Source organism: Caulobacter sp. GW821-FHT10A10 (assembly GCF_059415745.1).
Map to the genome: position 1 here is coordinate 208,194 of NZ_JBWKNV010000003.1, position 24,973 is coordinate 233,166.

The 24,973-nt window shown below is 69.7% G+C and carries 25 protein-coding genes; 18 read left to right on the forward strand and 7 right to left on the reverse strand.

Annotation, left to right across the window (positions count from 1 at the left end):
• Window positions 1–84 precede the first annotated feature (84 nt).
• Both AC07NS_RS10280 and AC07NS_RS10285 read left to right on the forward strand, forming a co-directional pair.
• A complete protein-coding gene (locus AC07NS_RS10280; RefSeq protein ID WP_494603009.1) occupies window positions 85–1,857 on the forward strand; it encodes a gamma-glutamyltransferase family protein in 1,773 nt (590 codons plus the stop codon).
• Between the two features lie 291 nt (window positions 1,858–2,148).
• A complete protein-coding gene (locus AC07NS_RS10285) occupies window positions 2,149–2,733 on the forward strand; it encodes a hypothetical protein (RefSeq protein WP_494603010.1) in 585 nt (194 codons plus the stop codon).
• Between the two features lie 86 nt (window positions 2,734–2,819).
• Here the strand turns inward: AC07NS_RS10285 and gatA are convergent, their stop codons facing one another.
• Together gatA and gatC are read right to left on the reverse strand one after the other, a co-directional pair.
• Window positions 2,820–4,292, reverse strand: a complete 1,473-nt coding sequence (gene gatA / locus AC07NS_RS10290; RefSeq protein WP_494603011.1) for an Asp-tRNA(Asn)/Glu-tRNA(Gln) amidotransferase subunit GatA — start codon at window positions 4,290–4,292, stop codon at window positions 2,820–2,822.
• On the reverse strand, window positions 4,292–4,579 hold the full coding sequence (gene gatC, locus AC07NS_RS10295) for an Asp-tRNA(Asn)/Glu-tRNA(Gln) amidotransferase subunit GatC (protein ID WP_494603012.1): 288 nt from the start codon (window positions 4,577–4,579) through the stop codon (window positions 4,292–4,294). Before gatC ends, gatA begins: the two co-directional genes overlap by 1 nt.
• 165 nt (window positions 4,580–4,744) lie before the next feature.
• Here gatC and ruvX point away from each other — a divergent pair, with 165 nt between their 5' ends.
• From ruvX to pyrC, 3 genes are all read left to right on the forward strand, one after another.
• On the forward strand, window positions 4,745–5,224 hold the full coding sequence (gene ruvX / locus AC07NS_RS10300) for a Holliday junction resolvase RuvX (RefSeq protein ID WP_110119069.1): 480 nt from the start codon (window positions 4,745–4,747) through the stop codon (window positions 5,222–5,224).
• A gap of 222 nt (window positions 5,225–5,446) precedes the next feature.
• The gene (locus tag AC07NS_RS10305; protein ID WP_494603013.1) at window positions 5,447–6,442 is read left to right on the forward strand and encodes an aspartate carbamoyltransferase catalytic subunit; all 996 of its coding nucleotides are present in this window, start codon (window positions 5,447–5,449) and stop codon (window positions 6,440–6,442) included.
• On the forward strand, window positions 6,439–7,740 hold the full coding sequence (pyrC, locus tag AC07NS_RS10310; RefSeq protein WP_494603014.1) for a dihydroorotase: 1,302 nt from the start codon (window positions 6,439–6,441) through the stop codon (window positions 7,738–7,740). Before AC07NS_RS10305 ends, pyrC begins: the two co-directional genes overlap by 4 nt.
• 7 nt (window positions 7,741–7,747) lie before the next feature.
• On the opposite strand, the gene AC07NS_RS10315 is transcribed toward pyrC, so the two are convergent.
• Entirely contained in the window at window positions 7,748–8,305 is a 558-nt protein-coding gene (locus tag AC07NS_RS10315) for a hypothetical protein (RefSeq protein WP_494603015.1), read from the reverse strand.
• 155 nt (window positions 8,306–8,460) lie between these two features.
• Here AC07NS_RS10315 and plsY point away from each other — a divergent pair, with 155 nt between their 5' ends.
• The 7 genes from plsY (at window position 8,461) to rnr (ending at window position 16,498) form a co-directional block, all read left to right on the forward strand.
• A complete protein-coding gene (gene plsY / locus AC07NS_RS10320) occupies window positions 8,461–9,108 on the forward strand; it encodes a glycerol-3-phosphate 1-O-acyltransferase PlsY (protein ID WP_494603016.1) in 648 nt (215 codons plus the stop codon).
• A complete protein-coding gene (gene dprA, locus AC07NS_RS10325) occupies window positions 9,108–10,205 on the forward strand; it encodes a DNA-processing protein DprA (RefSeq protein ID WP_494603017.1) in 1,098 nt (365 codons plus the stop codon). Before plsY ends, dprA begins: the two co-directional genes overlap by 1 nt.
• A gap of 38 nt (window positions 10,206–10,243) precedes the next feature.
• A complete protein-coding gene (locus tag AC07NS_RS10330) occupies window positions 10,244–10,543 on the forward strand; it encodes a BrnT family toxin (RefSeq protein ID WP_494603018.1) in 300 nt (99 codons plus the stop codon).
• 43 nt (window positions 10,544–10,586) lie between these two features.
• A complete protein-coding gene (locus AC07NS_RS10335) occupies window positions 10,587–10,856 on the forward strand; it encodes a helix-turn-helix domain-containing protein (RefSeq protein ID WP_494603019.1) in 270 nt (89 codons plus the stop codon).
• Window positions 10,857–11,015: 159 nt separating this feature from the next.
• On the forward strand, window positions 11,016–13,688 hold the full coding sequence (gene topA, locus AC07NS_RS10340; RefSeq protein ID WP_494603020.1) for a type I DNA topoisomerase: 2,673 nt from the start codon (window positions 11,016–11,018) through the stop codon (window positions 13,686–13,688).
• 32 nt (window positions 13,689–13,720) lie between these two features.
• Window positions 13,721–14,095 (forward strand): hypothetical protein, encoded by a 375-nt coding sequence (locus AC07NS_RS10345; protein ID WP_110119059.1) that lies wholly within the window; start codon window positions 13,721–13,723, stop codon window positions 14,093–14,095.
• Between the two features lie 45 nt (window positions 14,096–14,140).
• On the forward strand, window positions 14,141–16,498 hold the full coding sequence (gene rnr / locus AC07NS_RS10350; RefSeq protein ID WP_494603021.1) for a ribonuclease R: 2,358 nt from the start codon (window positions 14,141–14,143) through the stop codon (window positions 16,496–16,498).
• Between the two features lie 168 nt (window positions 16,499–16,666).
• On the opposite strand, the gene AC07NS_RS10355 is transcribed toward rnr, so the two are convergent.
• The 3 genes from AC07NS_RS10355 to AC07NS_RS10365 form a co-directional block, all read right to left on the reverse strand.
• Window positions 16,667–16,903 (reverse strand): DUF2164 domain-containing protein, encoded by a 237-nt coding sequence (locus AC07NS_RS10355; protein ID WP_494603022.1) that lies wholly within the window; start codon window positions 16,901–16,903, stop codon window positions 16,667–16,669.
• Window positions 16,904–16,905: 2 nt separating this feature from the next.
• Window positions 16,906–17,838: an ornithine carbamoyltransferase gene (gene argF, locus AC07NS_RS10360; protein ID WP_487292453.1), complete on the reverse strand. Its 933-nt coding sequence runs from the start codon at window positions 17,836–17,838 to the stop codon at window positions 16,906–16,908.
• Window positions 17,839–17,914: 76 nt separating this feature from the next.
• Entirely contained in the window at window positions 17,915–19,129 is a 1,215-nt protein-coding gene (locus AC07NS_RS10365) for an aspartate aminotransferase family protein (protein ID WP_494603023.1), read from the reverse strand.
• Between the two features lie 218 nt (window positions 19,130–19,347).
• Between AC07NS_RS10365 and AC07NS_RS10370 the strand changes: the two genes are divergently transcribed.
• The gene (locus AC07NS_RS10370) at window positions 19,348–19,755 is read left to right on the forward strand and encodes a YbaY family lipoprotein (RefSeq protein WP_494603024.1); all 408 of its coding nucleotides are present in this window, start codon (window positions 19,348–19,350) and stop codon (window positions 19,753–19,755) included.
• A 206-nt stretch (window positions 19,756–19,961) separates the two neighbouring features.
• On the opposite strand, the gene AC07NS_RS10375 is transcribed toward AC07NS_RS10370, so the two are convergent.
• Entirely contained in the window at window positions 19,962–20,783 is an 822-nt protein-coding gene (locus AC07NS_RS10375; protein WP_492854675.1) for an ABC transporter permease, read from the reverse strand.
• Window positions 20,784–21,023: 240 nt separating this feature from the next.
• Between AC07NS_RS10375 and gcrA the strand changes: the two genes are divergently transcribed.
• The 5 genes from gcrA (at window position 21,024) to AC07NS_RS10400 (ending at window position 24,969) form a co-directional block, all read left to right on the forward strand.
• Window positions 21,024–21,554: a cell cycle sigma 70 cofactor GcrA gene (gcrA, locus tag AC07NS_RS10380; RefSeq protein ID WP_492854676.1), complete on the forward strand. Its 531-nt coding sequence runs from the start codon at window positions 21,024–21,026 to the stop codon at window positions 21,552–21,554.
• A 180-nt stretch (window positions 21,555–21,734) separates the two neighbouring features.
• Window positions 21,735–23,273, forward strand: coding sequence for an exodeoxyribonuclease VII large subunit (gene xseA, locus AC07NS_RS10385; protein ID WP_494603471.1), 1,539 nt, complete (start codon window positions 21,735–21,737; stop codon window positions 23,271–23,273).
• Between the two features lie 27 nt (window positions 23,274–23,300).
• Window positions 23,301–23,519 carry a DUF2093 domain-containing protein gene (locus AC07NS_RS10390; protein ID WP_494603025.1) on the forward strand — a complete coding sequence of 73 codons (219 nt, stop codon included), beginning with the start codon at window positions 23,301–23,303 and terminating at the stop codon, window positions 23,517–23,519.
• A complete protein-coding gene (locus AC07NS_RS10395) occupies window positions 23,498–24,358 on the forward strand; it encodes a M23 family metallopeptidase (protein ID WP_494603473.1) in 861 nt (286 codons plus the stop codon). The genes AC07NS_RS10390 and AC07NS_RS10395 overlap by 22 nt, the downstream gene beginning before the upstream one ends.
• A 104-nt stretch (window positions 24,359–24,462) precedes the next feature.
• Window positions 24,463–24,969, forward strand: coding sequence for a response regulator (locus AC07NS_RS10400; protein WP_494603026.1), 507 nt, complete (start codon window positions 24,463–24,465; stop codon window positions 24,967–24,969).
• Window positions 24,970–24,973 lie beyond the last annotated feature (4 nt).

The following is a 24,973-nucleotide window of genomic DNA, read 5'->3' on the forward strand; positions in this document are numbered from 1 at the left end:
CCCCACCCACTTTTCGCGCAACGCCTAGCCTCCCTTCCCGGCCGCCCCTAGAAACGGACTCGCCGTTTTCGTGGGGATCTCGCTATGCGCCGCCGCACCTTCTTCGCCGCCCTGCCGGCCGCCGCCTTCGCCGGACAGGCCTACGCCCAGTCGCAGATCCTCGCCGGCCCCAATCCCAACCGGAAGCGGCCCGACGTGCACGGCGGCGACCGCGTCGATGGCGCGAGCTTCGCCTCGCGCTCGGCGGCCTGGGGGATCCACGGCGCGGCGGCCACGGCCCATCCGCTGGCCACCCAGGCGGCGATCGCGGTGCTCAAGAAGGGCGGCTCGGCCGCCGATGCGGCCATCGCCGCCAACGCCATGCTGGGCCTGTGCGAGCCGATCTCGTGCGGGATCGGCGGCGACTGCTACGTGCTGCTCTGGGATCCCAAGACCCGCAAGGTCGTGGGGCTGAACGGCTCGGGCCGCTCGCCCAAGGGACTGTCGCTGGAGACGGTGCGCAGCCGCGCCAAGGACGGCAAGATCCCCAGCTGGGGCGCGGTCAGCGTCAGCGTGCCCGGCGCGGTCGACGCCTGGCGGACCCTGCACGAGCGCTACGGCAAGCTGAAGTGGGCCGACCTGTTCGAGCCCGCCATCGCCACGGCCGAGGAAGGCTACCCGGTCACCCAGAACGTCGCCTATTACCTGGCCGGCAGCTATCGGCGCTTCACCAACCCGACCTCGAACATCGAGGAGGTCGAGAACTTCAAGAAGGTCTGGGCCCCCACGGGCAAGACCCCCGTCGAAGGCGAGATCTTCAAGAACCCGGCCCTGGCCCGCACCTACCGCCTGATCGCCCAGGGCGGCGGCCGCGCCTTCTACGAGGGCGAGATCGCCACCACCATCGAGGCCTATTTCAAGCGCATCGGCGGCTGGATGACCAAGGCGGATCTGGCCGCCAACAAGGCCGTCTGGACCAGCGTTCACACCACCGGCTATCGCGGCGTCGACGTCCACGCCCTGGCCGACAACACGCAAGGCCTCGCCACCCTGCAGATGCTCAATATCCTCGAGCAGTTCGACGTGGCCGGCATGGGCTTCCAGTCGGCGCAGGCGATCCACCACGCCGTCGAGGCCAAGCGCCTGGCCTATGAGGACCGCGCGCGGTTCTACGCCGACCAGGACTTCTACACCTCGCCGATCGACTGGCTGATCTCCAAGGACTACGCCAAGGAGCGGGCGAAGCTGATCCGTCCGGACAAGATCTGGACGCCGTCGTTCCCGGGCACGGCGCCGAGCAAGGGCGACACCACCTATTTCACGACCGCCGACAAGGACGGCATGATGGTGTCGATCATCCAGTCCAACTATCGCGGCATGGGTTCCGGTTTGTCGCCCGACGGCCTGGGCTTCATGTTCCAGGATCGCGGCGAGCTCTTCGCCCTGACCGATGGACATCCCAACATCTACGCGCCTGGCAAGCGGCCCTTCCAGACCATCATCCCCGGCTTCGCCACCCGCAAGGGCGAGCCGTGGCTGAGCTTCGGCGTCATGGGCGGCGACATGCAGCCCCAGGGCCAGACCCAGATCATCAGCAACATGGTCGACTTCGGCCTGGGCGTGCAGGAAGCCGGCGACGCCCCGCGCTGGCACCACGGCGGCTCGCCCGAACCGACCGGGATCGCGGCCGAGGACGTCGAGATGCTGGACCTGGAGAGCGGCGTGCCGGCGCAGACCCGCAAGGCGCTGGAGGCCATCGGCTGGAAGCTTAAGACCGACGCCGGCGGCTACGGCGGCTACCAGGCCATCGAGCGCTGGCCGGGGCGATATGCGGCGGCGACCGAGATGCGCAAGGACGGGGTGGCGCTGGGGTATTGAGGACGACTGCGGCTCGCCTTACCCCCAATCCGTAAAACCCCCGCGAAAGCGGGGGCCCAGGCGTTTTATCGTCGAGCGCTGTGGGTTGCAGAAAAAGCCTGGGTCCCCGCTTTCGCGGGGATTTTACGGAGGAAGTGAACCTCTGTCCGGGCCGCTTTCTCCAACCGCCCAGCAAGCGCCACAAGAATTAAGACCCGAATCCGGCAGAAACGGAACCATTCCGCGACAGTCGGAACCGTGATCGCAACCTCCCGTTACTTATCCCGACAAGGATAGCTGAGGAGGATCCAAATGCCTGCCTTGAATCTCGATGGTCCTGAGCCCGCAATCGCCGCTACCGGCGACGGTTCTGCACTGTTTCCGCAAGCGCCCGTCTATGCGCGCACCTCGACCCGCAAGCGGAAGACTTCGAACAACCTGCCGCTGCTGGTCGGCGTGCCGGTTCTGGCCCTGGCCGTCGGCGGCCTGGCCTGGGGGCTGATGAGCCAGCCGGCCCAGACGCCGGCCAGCCAAGACGAAAGCCTGAAGGTGGCTGAGGCCGAACCGATGGTGACGCCCGCCCCGGCGCCGACCCCGGCGGCCATGCCCGAACCGGCCGCCGCGACGCCCGCTCCCGCCCCGGCGCCGGTCGCGCGGACGGAAGTCGCCCGCGCCGAGCCGCGTCCGGCCGCCCGCCGCGTCGCCCGACCAGCGCCTTCGGCCCCGTCGGCTGAAGAGGCCTCGACCAATGTGAGCGCCACGGCCCCGGCCCCGACGCCGGCTCCGGCCGCGCCGACGGCGATCGTCGCCGAGCCGGCCCCGCTGGCCGTGCCCGCCCCGACGGCCCCGGCCGCGCCGGTCCCGGTCGTCCCCGCGACGCCCAACACGCCCCAGTAAGGGCTTGGCCAGTAAGGGCCTGGAATGACGAAGGGCGGCTCCATCGCTGGAGCCGCCCTTTTTCTTTTGATCTAGCCGAGGCTAGCTCACCACCACTTGTCGGCCTTGGCCGTGAAGCCGGCGGCCTTTTCGATGGCGCCGGCCACCGAGAACACCGTGCCTTCGTCCAGCGGCTTGCCGATGATCTGCAGACCCAGCGGCAGGCCGTTGGCGTCCAGACCGGCGGGCAGCGACAGACCGGGCAGACCGGCCAGGTTGGTCGTCACCGTGAAGACGTCGTTCAGGTACATGGCGATCGGGTCGTTGCTGTTCTCGCCCAGGCCGAACGCCGCCGAAGGCGCGGTCGGGGTGAGGATGGCGTCGATCTTCTGCCAGGCGTTGTCGAAGTCCTCGGCGATGCGGCGGCGCACCTTCAGGGCCTTCAGGTAGTAGGCGTCGTAATAGCCGGCCGACAGCACATAGGTGCCGATCAGGATGCGGCGCTTGACCTCGTCGCCGAAGCCCGACGCGCGGGTGTTCTCGTAGATCTCGGTCAGGTTGGCGCCGTCCTCCCGCAGGCCAAACCGCATGCCGTCGTAGCGGGCGAGGTTCGACGAGGCTTCGGCGGGCGCGACGATGTAGTAGGCCGGCAGGGCGTACTTGGTGTGCGGCAGGCTGATCTCGACGATCTCGCAGCCGGCGTCCTTCAGCCAGGCGATCCCGTCGGCCCAGAGTTTCTCGATCTCGGCCGGCATGCCGTCGACGCGGTATTCCTTGGGAACGCCGATCCGCAGGCCCTTGACCGACTTGCCGACGAACTGGGTGAAGTCTGGAACGGCGATGTCGAGGCTGGTGGAATCCTTCTCGTCGTGACCCGACATCGAGTTCAGCAGCAGGGCCGCGTCCTCGACGGTCTTGGCGATCGGGCCGGCCTGGTCCAGCGAACTCGCGAAGGCGACGACGCCCCAGCGCGAGCAGCGGCCGTAGGTCGGCTTGATGCCGACGGTGCCGGTGAAGGCCGCCGGCTGACGGATCGAGCCGCCGGTGTCGGTGGCGGTGGCGCCCAGGCAGAGGTCGGCGGCGACCGCGGCGGCCGAACCACCCGACGAGCCGCCCGGGGTCAGGGCCTTGTTGCTGCCCTTGCCGCGCCAGGGGTTGGTGACCGGGCCGAAGTAGCTGGTCTCGTTCGACGAGCCCATGGCGAACTGGTCGAGGTTCAGCTTGCCCAGCATCACCGCGCCGTCGCGCCACAGGTTCGACGTCACCGTCGACTCATAGGCCGGGACGAAGTTCTCGAGGATCTTCGAGCAGGCCGTGGTGCGCACGCCCTTGGTGCAGAAGAGGTCCTTCACGCCCAGCGGCGCGCCGTCCAGCGGACCGGCCTCGCCCTTGGCGCGACGGGCGTCCGAGGCGGCGGCCATCTCCAGCGCCTGCTCCGGGGTCTCCAGGATGTAGGCGTTGAGGCCGCGCGCGCCTTCGATGGCGTCGATGTGGGCCTTGGTCAGTTCGACCGAGGTGAACTCCTTGGCGGCCAGGCCGTCGACGGCGCCCTTCAGGGTGAGCTTGGTGAGGGCGCTCATTATTCGACCACCTTGGGCACGACGAAGAAGTTGGAGACGGATTTCGGCGCGTTGCCGGTCACCACTTCGGGCTCGCCGCCCATGGTGACGACGTCGTCGCGTAGCGGCAGGCCGGCGGCCACGACGCTGGTCAGCGGCTCGGCGCCGTCGGTGTCGACCTCGGCCAGCTGCTCGATCCAGGTCATGATCCCGTTGAGCTCCTGGGTCAGGGCCTCGATGCGCTCTTCGGGTTCGGCGATGCGGGCGAGCCGGGCGACCTTGCGGACGGTCGCGGCGTCGATGGCCATGGGGCCTTCTCCAAGCAGTAGTGTTGTTTGTCTGCAGTTACAGACAGTCGAGGGGTGGGTTACCCGCCTAGCGTCGTCTTTGACAAGCCCAGCCTCCCCTTCCCAGGGCCTTTTCGCATCGGCGGCGCTCTCGCTTCGGCGGGCGCAAAGGCGTAGAAGCCGCCCATGCCCGTTCTCGACATCGAAGAATTCACCGCCGCCATCCCCGACTACAAGCCGATCATCGGCCTGGATCCGGGCGAAAAGACCATCGGCGTGGCCGTGTCGGACGTCACTCTGACCGTCGCCAGCCCGCTGACCGTGATCCACAAGACCAAGTTCACCCAGGACGCCGAAGCCCTGTTCGACATCATCGACTACCGCAAGGTGGCCGGGATCGTCGTCGGCCTGCCGGTCAATATGGACGGCACCGAAGGCGTGCGCTGCCAGTCCAACCGCGCCCTGGCCCGCAACCTGCTGCGCCTACGTCCCGACCTGACCATCACCTTCTGGGACGAACGCCTGTCGACCGCCGCCGTCACCCGCGTCCTGATCGACGAGCACGACGTCAACCGCAAGCGCCGCGGCGAGGTCGTCGACAAGATGGCCGCCGGCTGGATCCTGCAGGGCGCCCTGGAGCGGATGCGGGGGATCCGGGGGGAGTGAGCATGGCCCCTTCTCCCCTTGCGGGAGAAGGTGTCGGCGAAAGCCGACGGATGAGGGGTCTCTCTGACCTCGAAGCTTCGCCCCGTCGATCCGCCCCAAGGCGGCTGACAGCGTCTTCAACCCCTCACCCGACCTCGCTCCGCGAGGCCACCCTCTCCCGCAAAGGGAGAGGGACCAGACTGTCCTTCCCTTCCCGCCCAAAGCCGCCTATGACGCGGGCTCATGACGGCTTCAGCCCATGACCCCAGCGCGGCGATCGAGACGATCCGCAAGCGCCTCTTCTCGTTCCCCAAGCGGCACTTCCTTTCGGCGGGCGATCTCAACGCTCCCCAGGCGGCCGACCTCCTGGACCTGGCCGACGCCTTCGTGGCGTTGAACCGGCAGACGTCCAAGTCCCTCGACCTGCTCAAGGGACGGACGCTGATGAACCTGTTCTTCGAGAACAGCACCCGCACCCAGAGCTCGTTCGAGCTGGCGGGCAAGCGGCTGGGCGCCGACGTCGTCAACATGAACCCCAAGACCTCGTCGGTGGCCAAGGGCGAGACCCTGATCGACACCGCCGTGACGCTGAACGCCATGCGGCCCGACCTGCTGGTCGTGCGCCACGCCTCGTCGGGCGCGGCCTCCCTGCTCAGCCAGAAGGTCAGCGGCAGCGTGGTCAACGCCGGCGACGGCCAGCACGAGCACCCGACCCAGGCCCTGCTGGACGCCCTGTCGATCCGGCGGGCTTTCGGCCGCGTGTCGGGCCTGACCGTGGCCATCTGCGGCGACGTGCTGCACAGCCGCGTGGCGCGCTCGAACGTCGCCCTCCTCCAGATCCTCGGCGCCAGCGTGCGCCTGGTCGGCCCGCCCACCCTGATGCCGGCCCAGGCCGAGCGCTGGGGCGTGACCGTGCACCACGACATGAAGTCGGGCCTGGCCGGGGTCGACGTGGTGATGATGCTGCGCCTTCAGCTGGAGCGGATGCAGGGCGGCTTCGTGCCCTCGACCCGCGAATACTTCCGCTTCTACGGCCTGGACCGCGAGAAGCTGTCGCGCGCCGCGCCGGGGGCCAAGGTCATGCACCCCGGCCCGATGAACCGAGGCGTGGAGATCGACAGCGACGTCGCCGACGACCCCGCCGTCAGCCTGATCCAGGACCAGGTCGAGATGGGCGTCGCCGCCCGCATGGCCGTGCTCGCCGCCCTCGCCCACCGTCTCGAGGAGGAAGGCCGATGAACGCGCCCCAGCCGCTCGCCTTCGTCAACGCCCGCCTGGTCGATCCGGAAAGCGGCTATGACGGCCCCGGCGGCGTCATCGTCTCCGAAGGCGTCATCGCCGACGTCGCCAAGGGCCGCGAGTTCGGCAAGCTCGGCAAGGGCGTGCGCGTCGTCGACTGCGGCGGCGCCATGCTGGCCCCGGGCCTGATCGACCTGCGCGTCAAGACCGGCGAGCCGGGCGCCGAGACCAAGGAAACCCTGGCCAGCGCCGCCCGCGCCGCAGCGGCCGGCGGCGTCACCAGCTTCGTCGTCCAGCCCGACACCGATCCGGCGGTCGATGATCCCAGCACGGTCGACTTCCTGCTGCGCCGGGCGCGCGACATCGACAGCGCCCGCATCCTCTGCGCCGGCGCGGCCACCAAGGGCCTCAAGGGCGAGGAGATGGCCGAGATCGGCCTGATGCGCGAGGCCGGCTGCGTCTACGTCACCGACGCCGACCGCCCGATCGCCGACAGCAAGGTCATGCAGCGCCTGCTGACCTATGCGAAGGGCTTCGACACCATCCTGGCTCACCGCCCGCTCGACCCCTGGCTGGCCAAGGGCGGCGCCGCGACCGGCGGCGAGTTCGCCGCCCGCATGGGCCTGCCGTCGATCTCGCCGATGGCCGAGCGGATCATGCTGGAGCGCGACGTCGCCCTGCTGGAAGCCACCGGCGGCCGCCTGCTGGTCGACCAGGTGACGAGCGCCCAGGCGCTGGAGACGCTCGGCCGCGCCAAGGCCCGGGGCCTGCGCATCCACGCCAGCGTGTCGATCAACCACCTGTGCTTCAACGAGCTGGACATCGGCGACTACCGCACCTTCGCCAAGCTCACCCCGCCCCTGCGCGGCGAGGACGACCGCCAGGCCCTGATCGAGGCCCTGGCCGACGGCCTGATCGACATCGTCGTCAGCGCCCACGCCCCCGCCCCCGCCGAGGACAAGCGCCTGCCGTTCGACCAGGCGGCTCCCGGCGCCGTGGGCCTGGAGACCCTGCTGCCGGCGCTGCTGGGCCTCTATCACGACGAGCGCCTGCCGCTGATCGACCTGATCAAGGCCGTAACCCTGTCGCCGGCCTCGTTGCTCGGCCTCCAGACCGGCCGCATCGCGCCGGGGGCTCCGGCCGACCTGGTGCTGTGCGACCTCGACGCCCCGATCATCGTCGACGCCGCCAAGCTGCTGTCGAAGTCTAAGAACTCGCCGTTCGACGGCCGCCGCCTGCAAGGCCAAGTGCTGATGACCGTGGTCGACGGCCGGGTGGTGCACCGCGCCGAGGGGTGAGGCCCGGCTAGCCCGGGCAACCCTCGGCAGGAACCAGGGCGACGCGGGCGTGGTCGAGCTTGATCTGGCGGGCCTCGCCCATGTCGCCATAGACGCCGACCTGGGCAGAGCCGGAGACGCCGACCGCCGAGGCGTCGCCAGCGACGACCTCGACCAGGGCAAGGCCGCGCAGGTCGCCGATATGGTCCCGGTCGAGGAAGGCGGCGCCGACCGAGGCCTGGCCGTCCAGCCCCGCTCCGCCGCGCGCGGGATCGACGGACCAGCCGGTCGGCTCACGGCAGACCTTGGTCACCTTCGCCCCGGAGAGCTTCAGACCGAAGGCGTCGACATAGTCGTCGGGTCCCAGCACGATCCCCTGGATCGACAACAGGAAGGTGCTCGGCGTAGCCGGCTCCGTGGCGACGTCAGCGGGCCTGGCCGGCGCCGGCTTGGGCGCGGGCGTCTCCGCGGGCTTGTCGGCGGAAGACGGCCCGCCCAGGAAATGGGCCAGGGCCAGGGCTCCGCCCACGCCGAGCACGGCGGCGGCGAGGATGGGAATCAGACGGGCGTAGCGCGGATCCTTCATGACGCCGTCCATTAGAGCACGCCGGCCCGGCCGCCCAAGCCCCGCTTCCTAAACGGAAGCATGAACCGGCGCGCGAAGCGGCTATAAGGAGCGCAAACGGGCTTGCCAGCGCTGGCAAGCTTGGCCATGGTTCGCTCGCGCAAAGGTAGCATTTCTTGGAAAGCCTCGCCCCCGTCGTCTATCTGACCCTCGCGATCGCCGTGATCGGGGGCTACCTGCTCGGCTCGATCCCGTTCGGCCTGATCGCCACGCGCCTGGGCGGGGCCGGCGACATCCGCAAGATCGGTTCGGGCAACATCGGCGCGACCAACGTGCTGCGTTCGGGCCGCAAGGACCTGGCGGCCATCACCCTGCTGGGCGACGGCGGCAAGGGCGCCGTCGCGGTGGGCCTCGCTCACCTGCTGAGCCACGGCAATCCGGCGATCGTCGCCCTGGCCGGCGGCGCGGCCTTCGCCGGCCACATCTTCCCCGTCTGGCTGAAGTTCAACGGCGGCAAGGGCGTGGCCACCTTCTACGGCGTGCTGCTGGCCGCCGCCTGGCCGGTGGGCCTGCTGGCCGCGGCGACCTGGCTGGCCGTCGCCGCCCTCTTCCGCATCAGCTCGCTGGCCGCCCTGACCGCCGCGGCCCTGGCCGCCCCCTTCGCCCTGGCCACCGACCGCCCCTATCCGATCCTGGGCCTCTGCCTGTTCATGGCGGTGCTGATCTACATCCGCCACAAGGACAACATCCGCCGACTGCTCAAGGGCGAGGAGCCCCGCATCGGCAAGAAGAAGACGGCCGAAACGCCGCCTCCGGAAGCCTGATGACGCGGGGCCTCTCGGACAAGGAACGCCTGGCCTGGCTTCGCCTGGCGCGCACCGAGACGGTCGGCCCCGTCGCCTTCGATCATCTTCTTCAGCGCTTCGGCTCGCCCGAGCGGGCGCTGATCGCCCTGCCCGACCTGGCCCGTCGGGCGGGCCGCGCGGCCCCGCTGCGGCCGCCGCCCGAAGACGAGGTCCTGCGTGAACTCGATGACGGCGCGCGCCTCGGCGCCCGCCTGATCTGCGCCTGCGAGCCTGACTTTCCGCACCGCCTGGCGAGCCTGGATCCCCCGCCGCCGGTGATCTGGGCGCTGGGCCACTACGAGCTCCTGCCCCAGTCCAGCATCGCCATCGTCGGCGCCCGCATCGCCTCGGCCGCCGGCCAGCGCTTCGCCCGCCAGCTGGCGGCGGAGCTGGGCCAGCACGGCCTCGTCGTGGTTTCGGGCCTGGCGCGCGGCGTCGACGGCGCGGCCCACGAGGGCTCGCTGTCGACCGGCACGATCGCCGTGCTCGGCGGCGGCGTCGCCGACATCTATCCGCCCGAGCACGCCTCCCTGCACGCCCGGATCGCGCAGGCCGGCTGCATCGTCAGCGAGAGCGCGCCCCTGCGCCGCGCCCAGGCCAAGGACTTCCCCCGCCGCAACCGCATCATCTCGGGCCTGTCGCTGGGCGTCGTCGTGGTCGAGGCCGAGCTGAAGTCGGGCTCGCTGATCACCGCCCGCCTGGCCGCCGAGCAGGGCCGCGACGTCTTCGCCGTGCCGGGATCTCCGCTCGACCCGCGCGCCAAGGGCCCCAACGACCTGATCCGCCAGGGCGCGATCCTGTGCGAGGGCGTCGAGGACGTACTGCGCTCACTGTCGGCCTCGCCCTCGATGCGCGAGCGCGACCGCACCTGGGATCCCGACGCCGCGGCCGACGACCTCGACCACGACGCCCTGCGCGAACGCCTGGCCGCCCTGCTCTCGCCCACGCCCGTCTCGCGCGACGAACTGGTGCGGGCGACCAAGGCCCCGACCTCGGCGGTTATGGCCGCGCTGGTGGAGCTGGCCCTGGCCGACCGGGCCGAGCTGCTGCCCGGAGGGATGGTGGCGGGGGTTTGAAAGACATTTGATTGCCCTAAGTACTGGATACCCGTACTATGGAAGTCACCTTCGATTGGGACATCGAGAAAGCTCGCACCAATCTCACCAAGCATGGCGTCAGCTTCGAGGACGCCTGTTTCGCGATTCTGGACGAGCACCGCATCGAGGAAATCGACGACCGTTCCGACTACGAGGAAGAACGACTGCGGATCATCGGCCTGAGTTCGCTAAACCTGTTGTTCGTGGTGACCATCGCCCATGACGAAACCCACTACCGGCTCATCTCGGCCCGCACCGCCTCCCGGGACGAAGCGGATCGTTATTTCAGCGGAAAATCCAATCCCACCCAAAGGTGACACGGACTGGGCGCGCCTGCGGTCGATGACCGAGGAAGAGCGGATGGCCGCGGCCCTGTCCGATCCCGACGCCCAGCCGCTCACCAAGGAGGAATTGGCGCGCTTCAAGCGGGTGAACCTGATCAAAGGCATCAGGATGAAGCTCTGCATGACCCAGGTCGAGTTCGCCGAGGCCTTTCAACTTCCGCTGGCCACCGTCCGCGACTGGGAACAGGAGCGCACGACGCCGGACGCGCCTGCCCGAGCCCTGCTGAAGGCCATCGCGGCCGATCCCGAAACCGTGCGCCGACTGATCAACGGTCAAGCCGCATGACGGTCTCTCTCTAAAGAGAGAGGTCGACAGGCGACACTTGGGCAATTGCGAAGGTTCGCACAGCCGCCGTTGACATTGTCATAGGCTCGCCCCCACTTTCCGGCGCTCGTCCCCTGGTTCGCTTCGGGGGCGATCCAACCTCCCAAGCCCAGAGTCGTAATGAACGTCGTCGTCGTCGAGAGCCCGGCCAAGGCCAAGACCATCAACAAGTACCTCGGGTCCGACTACACGGTTCTGGCCTCCTACGGGCACATCCGCGATCTGCCCAGCAAGGATGGCTCGGTCGAGCCCGACAACGACTTCGCCATGAGCTGGGAGGTCGACGCCAAGTCGTCCAAGCGCATCTCCGACATCGTCGATGCGCTGAAGAAGGCCGACCGCCTGATCCTCGCCACCGACCCGGATCGCGAAGGCGAGGCGATCAGCTGGCACGTGCTCGAGGTGCTGAACAAGAAGAAGGCGCTGAAGGACAAGCAGATCCAGCGCGTCACCTTCAACGCCATCACCAAGTCGGCGGTGACCGAGGCCATGCGCGCCCCGCGCGACCTCGACATGGAACTGGTCGAGGCCTACCTGGCCCGCCGCGCCCTCGACTATCTGGTCGGCTTCACCCTCTCGCCGGTGCTGTGGCGCAAGCTTCCCGGTTCGCGCTCGGCCGGCCGCGTGCAGTCGGTGGCCCTGCGCCTGGTCGTCGACCGCGAGATCGAGATCGAGCGCTTCCGGACCCAGGAATACTGGACCGTCGACGCCGACGTCTCGGCTGGCTCCGATCCGTTCCTGGCGCGCCTCGTCAAGCACGACGGCAAGAAGCTCACCAAGTTCGATCTCGGCAACGAGACCTCGGCGCTCGCCGCCAAGGCCGCCGTGCAGGCCGCCACCTTCAAGGTCGAGGCCGTCGAGAAGAAGCCCGGCAAGCGTTCGCCCGCCCCGCCCTTCACCACCTCGACCTTGCAGCAGGAAGCCTCGCGCAAGCTGGGCTTCTCGGCCCAGCGCACCATGCAGGCCGCCCAGAAGCTGTACGAAGGCATCGACATCGGCGGCGAGACCGTGGGTCTCATCACCTACATGCGTACCGACGGCGTCTCGATCGCGCCGGAAGGCATCGCCGACGCTCGCGAGGTGATCGGCAGCGTCTACGGCAAGGACTACGTGCCGGACGCCCCGCGCCTCTACAAGTCGAAGGCCAAGAACGCCCAGGAGGCCCACGAAGCCATCCGTCCGACCAGCATGCGCCGCAACCCCGGCTCGCTGCGCCTGGATCCGGACCTGGGCCGCCTGTACGAGCTGATCTGGAAGCGCACCATCGCCTCGCAGATGGAAAGCGCCCGCATCGAGCGCACCACGGTCGACCTGGAAAGCCACGACGGCCGCACCGGCCTGCGCGCCACCGGCCAGGTGGTGCTGTTCCCCGGCTATCTGGCCGTCTACGAGGAAGGCCGCGACGACGAGGAGGGCGAAGACAGCGCCCGCCTGCCGGCCATCGTCGAAGGCGCCGCGGCCAAGGTCATCGAGGCCCGCGCCGACCAGCACTTCACCGAACCGCCCCCGCGCTATTCCGAAGCCAGCCTCGTCAAGAAGATGGAAGAGCTGGGCATCGGCCGTCCGTCGACCTACGCCTCGGTCCTGACCGTGCTGCGCGACCGCGAATACGTGCGGATGGAGAAGCAGCGCTTCATCCCCGAGGACAAGGGTCGCCTGGTCACCGCGTTCCTCGAGCAGTTCTTCCGCCGCTACGTGGAATACGACTTCACCGCCTCGCTGGAAGAGCGGCTCGACCTCGTCTCCGACGGCCAGCTCGACTGGAAGGAATTCCTGCGCGAATTCTGGAAGGACTTCCACGCCGCCGTCGGCGAGATCGCCGAACTGCGCACCACCAACGTGCTCGACGCGCTGAACGACGCCCTGGGCCCGCACATCTTCCCCGACAAGGGCGACGGGTCGAACCCTCGCCTGTGCCCGACCTGCGGCACGGGGATGCTGTCGCTGAAGACCGGCAAGTTCGGCGCCTTCATCGGCTGCTCGAACTATCCGGAATGCCGCTACACTCGCCAGCTGGGCGTGGCCGAAGGCGACGGCGAGGCCGAGAGCGCCGACAAGGAACTGGGCATCAACCCCGCCACCGGCCGCGCCGTGTGGCTGAAGAACGGCCGCTTCGGCCCGTATGTCGAAGAGGTCGCGGCCGAGGGCGAGAAGCCCAAGCGCTCGTCCCTGCCCAAGGGCTGGACGCCGGCGGCGCTGGACCTGGAGAAGGCCCTGCGCCTCCTGTCCCTGCCGCGCGAGGTGGGCCAGCATCCGGACGACGGCAAGACGATCACGGCGGGCCTCGGGCGCTTCGGGCCGTTCGTGCTGCACGACGGCACCTACGCCAACCTGGAGAACGCCGAAGAGGTGTTCGACGTCGGTCTGAACCGCGCCGTCGCCATCCTGGCCGACAAGCGGGCCGGCGGCGGGCGTCCGCAACGCGCGGCCGCCGCGGCCCTGGCCGAACTGGGCGCCCACCCGGAAGACGGCAAGCCGGTGCGCGTGCTGTCGGGCCGCTTTGGTCCGTACATCAAGCACGGCGACACCAACGCCAACGTGCCCAAGGGCGCGGATCCGGCCGCCCTGACCCTGGCCGAGGCCGTGACCCTGCTGGCCGAGCGCGTCGCCAAGGGCGGCGGCAAGAAGCCGGCCAAGAAGGCGGCCGCGCCGAAGAAGGCTCCGGCCAAGGCTGCGAAAGCCGCAAAGGCCGAGGGCGACGACGCCGAGGCCAAGCCGAAGAAGGCCGCTGCAAAGAAACCGGCGGCCAAGAAGCCGGCCGCCAAGAAGGCCGCGGCCAAGACCGAAGCGTGACGAAGGGCAGTCGGGGGGAGTAGACTTTGGCCATGACCACGCTCGAACGTCCTCTGCCGCTGCCGCTGGTGGTGGTCTTGCTGTCGGCGGTCAGCGTCGTGGGCTTCGTCCTGGGGCTACGCGGCGCGCTGGACACCGGCAAGCCGGCCGACGCGGTCTCGACCGCGCCGCTGGCCGAAGTGTCGGGCGTGCCGGTCAAGGACGCCCTGCCGGCCGCGGTCGAGGTGGAGGCGCCGCCTCCCCCGCCCGTGACCAAGCCGGTCGAGGAGACCCCCGAGCCGGTGGCGGCCGAGACCCCGCCGGTGGTCGAGGCCCCGCCGGCCCCGACGACGCCCGCCCCGGCCGAGAAGAAGCCCGAGGTCCCGCCGGCCCAGCAGGCGCCGCAGCGGATCGAGGACCTCTACTAGGTTCTCCTCGTTTCCTTCGCCCGGGAAACGGCTTAGACGAGGGGAATGGCCAAACCTCGCCTTCCCAAGACCGCTTCTCCGAAGACCGCGCGCCCCAAGACCGCCTCCCACAAGGTCGCGGCCAAGGACCGTCCGCCCGCCGGCCTGCCCGACAAGGAAACCCTGCTGGCGTTCCTGCGCGACGCGGGCGAGGCCGCCAAGGCCGACATCGCCCGTCACTTCGGCCTGAAGGGCGCCGATCGCCGCGCCCTGCGCGAAATGATCCGCGAGATGGAAGCCCAGGGCCAGTTGGGCAAGCGCGGCCGTCGCGGCCTCGCCGAGGCCGGCGCCCTGCCCCCGGTCGGCGTGGCCGACGTCATCGAGCGCGACGCCGACGGCGACCTGTTCGTCAAGCTGACCAAGGCCGATGAGGACGTCCCCCTCGTGCGCCTGGCCCCCGACCGCCGCGAGGCCGCCGCCGGCGCGCCCGGCCTCGGCGATCGCCTGTTGGTGCGCTTCGAGAAGCTGGAAAGCGGCGAGTACGAGGCCCGCCTGATCAAGCGCCTGGGCCAGAGCGCCCACAAGGTGCTGGGCGTCATCCGCAAGGAGCGCCGCGAGATCCGCGTCCAGCCGGTCGATCGCAAGTCCAAGGACAGCTACGTCCTCGATCCCGGTCAGCCGGGCGTGACAGACCTGAAGGACGGCGACTTGGTGGTCGTGCAGCAGGCCGGCCACGCCGGCCGCTATGGTCCCAAGCCGTGCCGCATTCTGGAGAAGGTCGGCAACGAGGAAGACCCACGCGCCGCCTCGCTGATCGCCATCCACAGCCACGGCATCCCCACCGGCTTCTCCGAAGAGGCCGAGGAAGAGGCCAAGGCCGCCAAGGAACCGACGCTGGCGGGCCGCGAGGACCTGCGCGACCTGCCGTTCGTGACGATCGACCCGGTCGACGCCCGCGACCACGACGACGCCGTCTACGCCCATCCCGACGACGCCGAGAACAACAAGGGCGGCTGGATCGTCTGGGTCGCCATCGCCGACGTCGCCGCCTATGTGCGCCCGGGCTCGGCCCTGGACCGCGACGCCCGCGACAAGGGCAACAGCGTCTACTTCCCCGACCGGGTGGAGCCGATGCTGCCCGAGACCCTGTCGAACGGCCTGTGCTCGCTGCGCGAGGGCGAGAACCGCGCCACCCTGGCCGTGCGGATGGTGTTCGACAAGACCGGCCGCAAGACCAGCCACCGCTTCGTGCGCGGCCTGATGCGCAGCGCCGCCAAGCTGTCGTACGAGCAGGCCCAGGCGGCCATCGACGGAACCCCGCCGCCGGCTGGCCAGGATCCCGACAAGGCCCCGCCCCTGCTGGACGCGATCCTGACGCCGCTGTGGGAGGCCTTCCGCCTGATGGGCAGGGGCCGCGAGCAGCGCTCGCCCCTGGCCATCGAGAGCGACGAGCGCCGCATCGTCATCACCAAGGACGGCGAGATCGCCTCGATCACCCGCCGCGCCAGCCTTGAGGCCCACAAGCTGATCGAGGAGATGATGATCCAGGCCAACGTCTCGGCCGCCGAAAGCCTGGAAGCCAAGCGCTCGCCGCTGATCTACCGGGTGCACGACACGCCCAGCCTGGAGAAGCTGCAGAACCTCGCCGACTTCCTGCAGACCCTGGAGATCCGCTGGAACAAGGGCGAGGCGCCGCAGACCTCGCGCTTCAACAAGCTGCTGGAAGACACCCGCGAGAGCGCCCACGCGGCGATCATCAACGAGGTGGTCCTGCGCACCCAGATGCAGGCCCACTATTCCAGCGACAACATCGGCCACTTCGGCCTGAACCTGGCCAGGTACGCCCACTTCACCAGCCCGATCCGGCGCTATGCCGACCTGATCGTCCACCGCGGCCTGATCCGCGCCCTGGGGCTGGGCGACGACGGACTGACCGACCAGGACATCGCCCGCATCAAGGACACGGCCGAGGTCATCACCCATGCCGAGCGCCGGGCCATGGCCGCCGAGCGCGACGCCACCGACCGCTACATCGCCTCGTTCCTGGCCGACCGGGTGGGCGCGACCTTCAGCGGCCGGATCACCGGCGTGACCCGTTTCGGCCTGTTCGTGAAGCTGGACGAGACCGGCGCCGACGGCCTGGTGCCGATCTCGAACCTGGGCGAGGAATACTTCGTCCACGACGAGCGCCTGCACTCGCTGGTCGGCGAGCGCACCGGCAAGCGCTGGCCGCTGGGCCTGTCGGTCGAGATCCGCCTGCGCGAGGCCACGCCCGTGACCGGCGGCCTGCTGTTCGAGATGCTCAGCGACCCGGTGCCGGCCGATCCGAACCTGCCCCGGCCGAGGCTGGGCGCACGACGTCAGGCGGCGGTGAAGCCGCGCGGCGGATTGCCCAAGGGGGTAAGGCGCGGGAAGCGGCGGTAATCTCCTTCTCCCCTTGCGGGAGAAGGTGTCGGCGAAGCCGACGGATGAGGGGTCGCCCCCACGAAAAACGCCGCGACAGCCGATCAGCTGTCGCGGCGTTTTGCTTTTGAGAGACCCCTCACCCGACCTCCCTTCGGGAGGCCACCCTCTCCCGCAAGGGGAGAGGGATCAGTCCAGGGACTTCTCGATCTCGTAGACCACGTCGTCGAGCTTCTGCAGCATCAGGGTCTGCGCGTCGCGGACGCCCTGGTTGAAGAAGGCCGGGCCGAGCGTTTCGGACAGGAAGTCGAGCAGGAAGCCGACTTCCAGCCCGCTGACCGGCCGATCGAGCTCGTCGCGCATGTAGAGCGTCAGTTTGCGCAGGACAGCCTCGCGGACGTCCTTGTCGAGCTCGATCCTGGCCATGGTCAGCCGATCGCGCCGAAGCACCAGGCCAGGACGGACTTCTGGGCGTGGATGCGGTTCTCCGCCTCGTCCCAGGCCAGCGAGCGCGGGCCGTCGAGGACGGCGTCGGTGACTTCCTCGCCGCGGTGGGCCGGCAGGCAGTGCAGGAAGACGCCGTCGTTGGACAGGTCCATCAGGGCGTCATCGACCTGGTAGGGCTCCAGGGCCTTGAGGCGCTCGTCATGGTCGGTGTCGCCCATCGAGACCCAGGTGTCGGCCACGACCACGTCGGAACCGCGCACGGCCTCCTTGGGGTCTTCCATCATCGTCACCTTGCCGTTCAGGCCGGCGGCGCGGGCCAGGTCGTGCAGGTCGGCGTGATAGACGCTCGGGCAGGCGATCTTCAGCTCGAAGCCCAGCAGCGGGGCGGCGTGGATGAAGCTGGAGCAGACATTGTTGCCGTCGCCGACCCAGGCGATCGTCTTGCCGCCGATGTCGCCGCGATGCTCCTCGATGGTGAGGATGTCGGCCATGATCTGGCAGGGATGGCTCTTGTCGGTCAGGCCGTTGATCACCGGCACGGTCGAGACCTGGGCGAAGCGCTCGACGTCGGCATGGCTGTTGGCGCGGATCATCACCGCGTCGACCATGCGCGACAGCACCTTGGCGGTGTCCTCGATGGTCTCGCCGCGGCCCAGCTGCATGTCCGACGACGTCGAGATGATCGCCGAGCCGCCCAGCTGGCGCATGGCCGCGTCGAACGAGAAGCGGGTGCGGGTCGAGTTCTTCTGGAAGATCATCGACAGCACATGGTCCTTGGCCGGCGCGTCGGCGTCGACGCGGCCCTTGGGCCAGCCCTTGCGCGCGGTCTTGCGGGCCTTGGCGTCCTCCAGGATCAGGCGCAGCGTGGCGCCGTCGAGCTTCCAGAGGTCGATGAAGTGGCGGGGGGCGGTCATCTCAGGCCACCTTTCCGGAATGAGCTGAAGTGGACGCCTCCGCCGCAGGGACGGAGGCGTCGGGTCAGGGATGCGATCAGGCGGCCGCTTGGGCGCGGACGACCTCGCAGGTCTTTTCGAGCTTGGCCACGGCCTCCTGGGCCTCGGCCAGCGTCAGGTTCAGCGGCGGCAGCAGGCGCACGCAGTTGTCGCCGCCGCCGGCCACCAGCAGCTTCTGGTCGCGGGCCAGGGCCATGAACTCGCGGTTGTTCGAGGCCAGCTTGATGCCGATCAGCAGGCCCTTGCCGCGCACGTCGAGCACGACGTCCGGGAAGCGGTCCTTCAGGCCGTTCAGCTGCTGGGTGAAGTAGCCGGCGATGGTCTTCACGTTGTCGAGGATCTCGGGCGTGTTGATCGCATCGAAGGCCGCCGCGCCGACCGCCATGGCCAGCGGGTTGCCGCCGTAGGTCGAGCCGTGGGTGCCCGGCGTCATGCCGCGCGCGCCCTCGGTCGAGGCCAGGCAGGCGCCGACCGGGAAGCCGCCGCCCAGGGCCTTGGCCACGCACATGATGTCGGGCTCGGCGCCTTCGGCCCACTCGTGGGCGAAGAGCTTGCCGGTCCGGCCCATGCCGCTCTGCACCTCGTCGAAGATCAGCAGGACGCCGGCTTCGCGGGTGATCTCGCGCAGTTCGACCAGCTGGGCCTCGGTCAGCGACCGCGCCCCGCCCTCGCCCTGCACGGGCTCGATGATGACGCCGGCCGTGGTCGGGCCGATGGCGGCCTTCAGGGCCTCCAGGTCGCCGAACGGCAGCTGGATGAAGCCCGGCAGGCGCGGGCCGAAACCGTCCAGATAGCCGGCGTTGCCCGAGGCGTTGACCGCCGCGTACGAGCGGCCGTGGAACGAGCCGTCGAAGCCGATGATGTCGATCCGCTCCGGATTGCCGGCCACGGCGTGATAGCGGCGGGCGGCTTTCAGGGCGCACTCGATCGCCTCGGTGCCCGAGTTGGTGAAGAACACCACGTCGGCGAAGGTGGCCGCGCACAGCTTGTCGGCCAGCACTTCCTGCTCGGGGATCGTGTAGATGTTGGAGACGTGCCAGAGCTTCTCGCCCTGGGTCTTCAGCGCCTCGACCAGGGTCGGGTGGGCGTGGCCCAGGCCGCAGGTGGCGATGCCCGCCACGCAGTCCAGGTACTCTTCGCCGGTGGTCGAGAACAGGCGCGCGCCTCGGCCTCGCTCGAACGCCAGCTGGGCGCGGCTGTAGACGCCCATGATGTGGTGTTGCGAGGGGTTCGACGACGTCGCAGTGCTCAAAGCGGCCTCCCAAAAGGCAAGAAGCCCCCGGGCTTTCGCGCGGGGACTGGAAGGCCCGACGTTGTCGGCGGGAAGTCCCGGTCTGTCAATGAAATGACCGTGAATTTTGGACGTCAGGGCGCCGGAGACACACCCTGGCGACGCGGGACCGCTACCTTGCCACCGCCGAGCGATCCGTCCTAAGCCTTGGGCAGGGGGAGATGCTCGGAGGATCCGCGATGAAGGCCGCCCTCGCCCTGACCCTGCTCGCCTCGGCCGCCTTGATCGGCTGCGCCTCGACGACCGCCCCGCCCGCTCCGGCCGCCGTCACCGGGACCGTGGTCTGGCGCGAGCGGCTCATGCTGCCGCCGACGACCAAGGTGATCGTCCGCCTGCAGGACGTCAGCCTGGCCGACGCCCCGGCCAAGGTGCTGGCCGAGGACGTGATCGAAGGGACGCGCGCCCCGCCCGTGGCGTTCAAGCTGGCCTACGACCCGGCGTCGATCGTTCCCAACCACCGCTACTCGGTGTCCGCCCGCGTGGAGGTGGACGGCCAGCTGCGCTTCATCAACGACACCCACATCGCCGTCATCAACGACGGCCCGACCAGCGGGGTGGAAGTGCTGGTGAAGGGCGTGGGGCGGTAGGTTCACAACCCCTTCGCCCGCCAAAACGCGTCATCCCGGGCGAAGGCGCAATGCGCCGCAGACCCGGGACCCAGGGGCCGCCGCACCGCGACGGCCACCGCCCACAGCGCCTGACTTGACTGCTGAGCCCAGTCCCCTGGGTCCCGGATAAGCGCTACGCGCTTTCCGGGATGACGAACGTGGGGGTCTTTTTGGAGAGAGCCGCCTCAGCTCTTCAGACGATATCCGCTGCGGAACAACGCCCAGCACCACAGGAAGAGACCGACCGTCAGCACCGCCGTGACCACCACGCCAATGGCGATGCTGCCGTCCGCGTGGCCGATGAAGCCGTAGCGGAAGCCGTCGATCAGGTAGAAGAACGGGTTGAAGTGGCTGGCCGTGCGGAACGGCTCGGGCAGCTTGTCGACCAGGTAGAAGGTGCCCGACAGGAAGGTCATCGGCATGATGGCGAAGTTGGTCACCGCCGCCAGCTGGTCGAACTTCTCGGCCCACAGGCCGGCCAGCACGCCGGCCAGGCCCAGGATCAGGGCCGCGCCGATCGCGAAATAGAAGATCGCCCACAGGTGCGAGATCTGCAGGCCAGCCCCAGGCAGCACGCCGATCACGGCGGCCGTCACCGCGCCGACCACCACGCCCCGCGTCGCCGCGCCCAGGCCGAAGGCCGCCACCTGCTCCAGCGGGGTCAGGGGCGGCGTCAGGAAGTCCGAGGTCAGGCCCATCATCTTGGCCTGGATCAGCGACGAGGACGAGTTGGCGAAGGCGTTGTTGAGCACCGCCATCATGATCAGGCCAGGCGCCACGAAATGACCGAAGGTCACGCCCTCGACCGCCGGGCGGCTGGCGCCGACCGCGACCACGAACACCAGCATGTAGAGCAGCGTGGTCACCACCGGGGCGGCCACGGTCTGCATGCCCACCTTCCAGAACCGGCGGATCTCGCGCTGGTAGAGGGTGAGGAACCCGCTCCAGTTCCAGCCATGATAGTCGCGCGGCTGCGGCGGAACGACGCTGTCTGCCATGTCTCTCATCGGCTCGATCCTGGAAATTCCTTCGCCATGTGCGCCTGGGAAGGGTCGGGCGCAAGCGTCCCGCTTCGAGAATCAATATATTGTTTCTGTGGACAGAGTACCTGGCGCCTATTGTGCGTCTTAACGCATTCTTTACACTATGTGGTAGGTCAGCCGCCGGCGGGGCGTGCTGTACACCAGATGTAGGGTCATGGCGAGGTGGGGTTCTCGTCGTGGCGCCTTTTTTAGGCGGAGAAGGCCATGAGCTGGACTGACGAACGGGTCTCCACCCTCAAGAAGCTTTGGCTGGACGGGCTGTCCGCCAGCCAGATCGCCAAACAACTCGGCGGGGTCACCCGCAACGCCGTGATCGGCAAGGTCCATCGTCTGGGCCTGTCGGGTCGCGCCGCGCCGTCGCAACCGGCTCGCCCGGCCTTCAAGGCGCCGCGCCCGGCTCGTCCGGCCGCCACCGCCATGCCGGCCGCGCCGCGCCGCGTGGTCGCCGCCGAACCGGTCGCTCCGGCCCCGGCTCCGGTCGCCGCCCACCAGCAGCCGTCGGTTCCGGTCCTGCGCAACGAAGCCCCGGGCTCGGCCACCGTGCTGACCCTCGGCGCCCACATGTGCAAGTGGCCGATCGGCGACCCGTCGTCGGACGGCTTCACCTTCTGCGGGCGTCGCTCGTCGGAAGGCCCCTACTGCGTCGAGCACGCCCGAGTGGCCTACCAGCCGCAGCAGACCAAGAAGAAGGGCGGCGCCACCGAGCTCGCCCGCTCGCTGCGCCGCTACATCTAGAGCGCGCCAGGGTTAGGTGTAGGCGGCTAACCCGCCCGGGCGTGCTCTGCCTCAAGAGCGCGCCGAAGGCCCGGTCCGCCGGGCTTTCGAGAGGGATACGAACAAGAAGAGAAGCGTCGGCAAGGCGCTCTCGCCATGCAGCCCTCCCCGTTCCGCGGGGAGGGCTTTATGTTGTCCGCGATGACCGACCTCGCACCCGATTCCAACGCGCCCGCCTATTCCGTCTCGGAACTGGCCTTCGCGCTGAAGCGCACGCTGGAAGACCGCTACGGCTTCGTGCGGCTGCGCGGTGAACTCAGCAAGGTCACCCACCACTCCAACGGCCACGTCTACCTGACCATCAAGGACGACAAGGCCGCCATCGACGGCGTGGTCTGGAAGGGCAATGTGCGGGGCCTGGGCGTGCGGCCCGAGCACGGGCTCGAGGTCATCGTCACCGGCAAGATCACCACCTATCCGGCCGGCTCGCGCTACCAGATCGTCATCGACAGCATGGAGGCCGCCGGCGTCGGCGCCCTGCTCGCGCAGCTGGAGCGGCTGAAGGCCAAGCTGACCGGCGAGGGCCTGTTCGCGGCCGAGCGCAAGAAACCCCTGCCCTCGATGCCGGCCGTGGTCGGGGTGATCACCAGCCCCACGGGCGCGGTGATCCGCGACATCCTGCACCGCATCCGCGACCGCTGGCCCTGCCGGGTCATCGTCTGGCCAGTGGTCGTGCAGGGCGACGCCGCCGCCGGCCAGGTGGCCGGGGCGATCCGCGGCTTCAACGCCCTGCAGCCGGGAGGCCCGGTCCCGCGCCCCGACATCCTGATCGTCGCGCGCGGCGGCGGCTCGGTCGAGGATCTCTGGGCCTTCAACGACGAGGCCCTGGCCCGCACGGTGGCGGAAGGGACCATTCCGCTGATCTCGGCCGTCGGCCACGAGACCGACACCACCCTGATCGACTTCGTCTCCGACCGCCGCGCGCCCACCCCGACGGCGGCCGCCGAGATGGCCACGCCCGTGCTGGCCGAGCTGCGGGGCCTCGTTTCCGACTACGACCGCCGCCTGTCGCGCTGCGCCGGCCGGGTGGTCGAGGAGCGCCGCACGCGTCTTCAAGCCGCCGCGCGCGGCCTGCCCCGCCCCAACGACCTACTGGCGCTGGCCCAGCAGCGGTTCGACATCGCCGCCGGCCGGCTGGACGCGGCCCTGGCCCGCAACACCTCGGTCCACGCCCAGGACCTGCTCAAGGTCACCGCCCGCCTGTCACCCGAGGCCCTGGCCCGCCAACGCCAGGCCAAGGCCGAGCGCCTGTCCGACCTGTCGCGCCGCCTGGATCTCGCCGCCCGCCGCGCGCCCGAGCGCGCCGCCCAGCACGCCCGCCTGCCGGCCCTGTGGGATCGCCTCAACGCCGTCGCCCGCCGCCGCCTCGACCGCGAGGCCGACCGCCTGGCGGGCCTGGACAAGCTGCGCCAGTCGCTGAACCCGGAACGGCCGCTGGAGCTTGGCTTTGCTTTGGTCCGCAAGATGGACGGGACCCTGGCCCGCTCGGCCGCCGACCTGGCCGCCGGCGAGCGCGTGAACCTGAAGTTCAAGCTGGGCGAGCGCGACGCGGTGATCGACGGCGAAGGCTCGACGCCGCCGCCTCCCCCGCCCGCTCCCGCCGCGCAGGCGGCGCCCAAGCCCGCTCCGCGCCCGAAACCCGCGCCCCCGCCGTCGCCCGGCCAGGGCGATCTGTTCTAGTCCCGCGCTTTGGCGTAGAAGAGTCCCATGAACGCTTACGATCGCGACATCGGCAAATCCGGCCTGGCCGTCCTGCATTATGGCGACGGCGACTTCGCCGTTCTCAGCCCCGGCCAGTACGTGGTCTGCGCCGTCACCGGCGCCAAGATCCCGCTGGAGGCCCTGCGCTACTGGAGCCCCGAGCTGCAGGAAGCCTACGCCACGCCGAAAGAGGCGTTGAAGCGCTGGCAGGAGACCAAGGCCTGAACCGCCGGGGGCTTCTCGCCGTCCTGGTCGGCGCCGCCCTTCCCCTCGCCTTCTCCGCCCGCGCCGCGGCCCCCGGCCTGACGCTGAACGGCCGCCTGCAACAGGGCGGCTATGCGGTCGGCCGCACCGCGCCCCGCGCCGACGTGCTGGTGGACGGCGTTGCGGTCGCCCAGAGCTCGGCCGACGGCTGGTTCGTGGTCGGCTTCGACCGCGACGCCCCGCCGACCGCCGAGATCACCGTGCAGACGCCCGACGGCTCAGCCAGCCATCGCGTGGCGATCGCGCCCGGAACCTTCGACATCCAGCGCATCGACGGCCTGCCGCCGTCGCAGGTCACGCCCGACGATCCGGCCCTGCTGGCCCGCATCGCCGCCGAGGGCGCGCGCAAGGCGACGGGCTTCTTCAGCCGCGCCGACGGCGACTTCTTCCGCACCGGCTTCATCTGGCCAGTGAAGGCCACGCGCCGCTCCTCCAGCTTCGGCGGCCAGCGCATCCTCAACGGCGAGCCCAAGCGCCCGCACTACGGCGTCGACCTGGCCGCGCCGGTCGGCACGCCCGTGGTCGCCCCGGCGGCCGGCGTCGTCGCCTTCGCCGAGACCGGCCTGCACTTCGAGGGCGGGCTGATCCTGATCGACCACGGCCAGGGCCTGATCAGCGCCTATCTGCATCTTTCCCGCATCGACGTGACTCCCGGCCAGCGGGTGGCCCAGGGCGAGCGGATCGGCGCGGTCGGCAAGGAGGGTCGGGCGACCGGTCCGCACCTCTGCTGGCGCCTGAAGTGGCGCGACCGCAATCTCGACCCCAGTCTGTGGGTGGCTGACGCGGGAATGCGACAGTGAACGGCGCAAACTTCACCATTTGGGGACAGCCCCTATCGACAGCCCCCTGTCGTTATGGTTATCCCCAGCCCGCCCTGAATTTCGCGTATGAGGCGTAAACCCGCATGTCCGCGGTGCTAGACAAGCTCCGTTTCCTCCTGGTGGACGATAACCACCACATGCGGGCCATCGTCAGCACGATCCTGAAGGGCGTGGGCGTGCGCCACGTGCACGAGGCGATCGACGGGGCCGAGGGCCTGCAGATCCTCAAGGATCGGCAGATCGACATCGCCATCGTCGACTTCAAGATGTCGCCGCTGGACGGAGTGCAGTTCACCCAGCTGGTGCGCAACTCGCCCGACAGCACCGACCCGTTCCTGCCGATCATCATGCTGACCGGCTTCGCGGAGCGCCACCGGGTGTTCGAGGCGCGCGACGCCGGCGTCACCGAGATCGTCGTCAAGCCGGTCACGGCCCGCTCGCTGCTCGACCGCATCGACATGGTGATCTTCAAGCCTCGGCCGTTCATCCGCAGCAGCGACTATTTCGGCCCCTGCCGCCGCCGCCGCCAGGACCCGCACTACGGCGGCCCGTTCCGCCGCGGCACCGACAAGGGCGCGATCGAGCTTTAGCTCG

Excerpts from the sequence above, each read along its gene's own strand:
- AC07NS_RS10335 (WP_494603019.1), top strand. The coding sequence starts at position 10,587 with ATGGCCGCGGCCCTGTCCGATCCCGACGCCCAGCCGCTCACCAAGGAG.
- xseA (WP_494603471.1), top strand. The coding sequence starts at position 21,735 with ATGACCGACCTCGCACCCGATTCCAACGCGCCCGCCTATTCCGTCTCG.
- gatC (WP_494603012.1), bottom strand. The coding sequence starts at position 4,579 with ATGGCCATCGACGCCGCGACCGTCCGCAAGGTCGCCCGGCTCGCCCGC.
- pyrC (WP_494603014.1), top strand. The coding sequence starts at position 6,439 with ATGAACGCGCCCCAGCCGCTCGCCTTCGTCAACGCCCGCCTGGTCGAT.
- gcrA (WP_492854676.1), top strand. The coding sequence starts at position 21,024 with ATGAGCTGGACTGACGAACGGGTCTCCACCCTCAAGAAGCTTTGGCTG.
- topA (WP_494603020.1), top strand. The coding sequence starts at position 11,016 with ATGAACGTCGTCGTCGTCGAGAGCCCGGCCAAGGCCAAGACCATCAAC.
- ruvX (WP_110119069.1), top strand. The coding sequence starts at position 4,745 with ATGCCCGTTCTCGACATCGAAGAATTCACCGCCGCCATCCCCGACTAC.
- AC07NS_RS10330 (WP_494603018.1), top strand. The coding sequence starts at position 10,244 with ATGGAAGTCACCTTCGATTGGGACATCGAGAAAGCTCGCACCAATCTC.
- rnr (WP_494603021.1), top strand. The coding sequence starts at position 14,141 with ATGGCCAAACCTCGCCTTCCCAAGACCGCTTCTCCGAAGACCGCGCGC.
- AC07NS_RS10390 (WP_494603025.1), top strand. The coding sequence starts at position 23,301 with ATGAACGCTTACGATCGCGACATCGGCAAATCCGGCCTGGCCGTCCTG.
- AC07NS_RS10345 (WP_110119059.1), top strand. The coding sequence starts at position 13,721 with ATGACCACGCTCGAACGTCCTCTGCCGCTGCCGCTGGTGGTGGTCTTG.
- AC07NS_RS10305 (WP_494603013.1), top strand. The coding sequence starts at position 5,447 with ATGACGGCTTCAGCCCATGACCCCAGCGCGGCGATCGAGACGATCCGC.
- AC07NS_RS10375 (WP_492854675.1), bottom strand. The coding sequence starts at position 20,783 with ATGAGAGACATGGCAGACAGCGTCGTTCCGCCGCAGCCGCGCGACTAT.
- AC07NS_RS10400 (WP_494603026.1), top strand. The coding sequence starts at position 24,463 with ATGTCCGCGGTGCTAGACAAGCTCCGTTTCCTCCTGGTGGACGATAAC.
- argF (WP_487292453.1), bottom strand. The coding sequence starts at position 17,838 with ATGACCGCCCCCCGCCACTTCATCGACCTCTGGAAGCTCGACGGCGCC.
- AC07NS_RS10285 (WP_494603010.1), top strand. The coding sequence starts at position 2,149 with ATGCCTGCCTTGAATCTCGATGGTCCTGAGCCCGCAATCGCCGCTACC.
- AC07NS_RS10370 (WP_494603024.1), top strand. The coding sequence starts at position 19,348 with ATGAAGGCCGCCCTCGCCCTGACCCTGCTCGCCTCGGCCGCCTTGATC.
- dprA (WP_494603017.1), top strand. The coding sequence starts at position 9,108 with ATGACGCGGGGCCTCTCGGACAAGGAACGCCTGGCCTGGCTTCGCCTG.
- gatA (WP_494603011.1), bottom strand. The coding sequence starts at position 4,292 with ATGAGCGCCCTCACCAAGCTCACCCTGAAGGGCGCCGTCGACGGCCTG.
- AC07NS_RS10315 (WP_494603015.1), bottom strand. The coding sequence starts at position 8,305 with ATGAAGGATCCGCGCTACGCCCGTCTGATTCCCATCCTCGCCGCCGCC.
- AC07NS_RS10355 (WP_494603022.1), bottom strand. The coding sequence starts at position 16,903 with ATGGCCAGGATCGAGCTCGACAAGGACGTCCGCGAGGCTGTCCTGCGC.
- AC07NS_RS10280 (WP_494603009.1), top strand. The coding sequence starts at position 85 with ATGCGCCGCCGCACCTTCTTCGCCGCCCTGCCGGCCGCCGCCTTCGCC.